The organism is Streptomyces sp. LS1784 (assembly GCF_020103755.1).
In the GTDB taxonomy this organism is placed as follows: Bacteria; Actinomycetota; Actinomycetes; order Streptomycetales; family Streptomycetaceae; genus Kitasatospora.
The window spans coordinates 1-2,340 of the sequence record NZ_JAHSQD010000875.1 but is presented as its reverse complement, the minus strand read 5'-3'; the positions used below and the strand labels follow the sequence as shown (position 1 = coordinate 2,340).

Sequence of the window (2,340 nt, the reverse complement as noted above, 5' to 3'; positions counted from 1 at the left end):
CCGCCGGCCTGGCGGCCGTGCTGCTCGCGGGCTGCTCCTCGGCCGGTCCGGCCGGGCCGGGCGCGGGCGCCGAAGGGGCTCCGGTGCGCGGCGGCACCCTGAAGTACGCCGTGGCGGTCGGCACGTCCTGCCTGGACCCGCACGTCAGCCCCGGCGACGTGACGGCGGTGATCCAGCGCAACGTCTTCGACTCGCTGGTGTACCTGGACGACAAGGGTGCCTTCCACCCGTGGCTGGCGAAGTCCTGGCAGATCTCACCGGACGCCAGGACGTACACCTTCCGACTGCGCGAGGGCGTCACCTTCCACGACGGCACGGCGTTCGACGCGGCCGCGGTGAAGGCCAACCTCGACCACATCAAGGACCCGAGGACCAAGTCGCTGTACGCGGCCAGCCTGCTCGGCCCGTACACCGGCGCGGAGGTGGTCGATCCGCACACCGTCCGGGTGTCCTTCGCCGAGCCGTACGTGCCGTTCCTGCAGGCGGCGGCCACCCCGTACCTGGGCATCGCCTCGCCGAAGTCGCTGGCGGAGAAGGCGGACCGGCTGTGCGCGGGCGGTGCGGACTCGGTGGGCACCGGGCCGTTCAAGGAGACCGAGTACGTCAAGAACGACCACGTCGAGTTCAAGCGCAACGACGCCTACGCGTGGGCCCCGGAGGGCGCCGCGAACCAGGGCGCGCCGTACCTGGACGGGCTGACGATCCGCTTCCTGCCCGAGGACTCGGTCCGCTCCGGTGCGCTGACCAGCCGGCAGGTGGACGCGGCCACGCTGCCGGTCACCGCGGTGCGCACGGTGCGGGCGGCAGCCGGCATCGAGGTGACCCGCACGCAGAACCCCGGCGTCGTCTACTCGCTGTTCCTGAACACCACGCGGGGGCCGTTGCAGGACGAGCGGGTGCGCCGGGCCGTCCAGCGGTCGGTGGACGTGGAAGCGCTGGTCAAGAGCATCTACTTCGGCGAGTACGAGCGCGCCTGGAGCCCGCTCAGCCCGACGACCCCGGCAGCGTACGAGGCCGGGCTGAAGGACGCCCTGCCGCACGACGCCGCGGCGGCCGGCCGGCTGCTCGACGAGGCCGGCTGGAGCGCCAAGGACGCGGACGGCTACCGGGTGAAGGACGGCAGGCGGCTGACCCTGCACTGGCCTTACGTCGCCTCGCTGGTGCGCGACCAGCGCGACACCCTGGCGGCGGGCATCCAGGCCGATCTGAAGAAGGCCGGGATCGAGCTGGTGCGCGACCCGATCGACAACGGCACCTACTTCAAGATCTACGCGAGCGGCGACTACGACCTGTGGGACAACTCCTGGGTACGGGCCGACCCGGCGATCCTGGCGGGCTTCTACCTCAGCGCCAACACCCCGGCGACGGGCGGCCAGAACGTGTCGCTCAGCAAGGACCCGGAGCTCGACGGCTGGCTGACGGCGGGCGCGGCGACCACCGATCCGGCGACCCGCAAGGCGAGCTACACCAAGGCCGAGCGGTGGGCGGTGGAGCACGGCACGGTGCTGCCGCTGTACGTGACCACCAACCTGATCGGGCACTCGCAGCTCGTCCGGGGCCTGGCGTTCGACGCGAACGCCTGGCCGCAGTTCGCCGGCGTCTGGAAGACCAGGTGACGCGCGTGGCCCGCGCGGTGCTGCACCGGCTGGGCGGCGCGGTCCTGGTGCTCTGGGGCGCGGCCACCCTGGGGTTCCTGGCGCTGCACCTGGTGCCCGGCGACCCGGTGTCGACCCTGCTCGGCGGCTCGGTGACCACCGGCTCGGCGGCCGTCCGGGCCGAGATCACCCGGGAGTTCGGGCTGGACCGTCCGCTGTTCGCGCAGTACCTGACCTACCTCGGCCGGCTGCTGGGCGGCGACCTCGGCCGCTCGTACCAGCAGCAGCAGCCGGTGAGCAGGATCATCGGCGAGCAGCTGGGGCCGACCGCGGCGCTCGCGCTGACGGCCTTCGGGCTGATCCTGCTGTTCGCCCTGGTGTCCGCGGTGACCACGGCCGGGCGGCGGCGGGCGGTGCGCGGCGCGGCGTCCGGGGCGGAGCTGCTGGCGATCTCCACCCCTCCGTTCTGGCTGGGCGTCCTGCTGCTCACGCTGTTCTCGTTCCACCTGCGGCTGTTCCCGGTCGCCGGGGCGCAGGGCTGGGAGTCGCTGGTGCTGCCGGCGGTGACCCTGGCGGTGCCGTTCGGCTCGTTGCTCTCGCAGGTGCTGCGTGAGGGCCTGGAGTCGGCGCTGCACGAGCCGTTCGCGCTGACCGCGCGCTCGCGCGGGATCGGTCCGCTGGCGCTGCGCGGCCGGCACGCGCTGCGGCACGCGCTGGTGCCGGCGGTCACGCTGGGCGGCTGGCT

General features: G+C 73.3%; 2 protein-coding genes. Both read left to right on the top strand.

All coding sequences use genetic code 11. From position 1 onward, the window contains the following. On the top strand, positions 1-1,616 hold a 1,616-nt coding region (locus KS423_RS43670; protein WP_308020323.1), incomplete at its 5' end, for an ABC transporter substrate-binding protein. Beyond that, a partial coding sequence (locus KS423_RS43665; RefSeq protein ID WP_224285242.1) for an ABC transporter permease occupies positions 1,613-2,340 on the top strand: 728 nt, incomplete at its 3' end. The genes KS423_RS43670 and KS423_RS43665, both read left to right, overlap by 4 nt.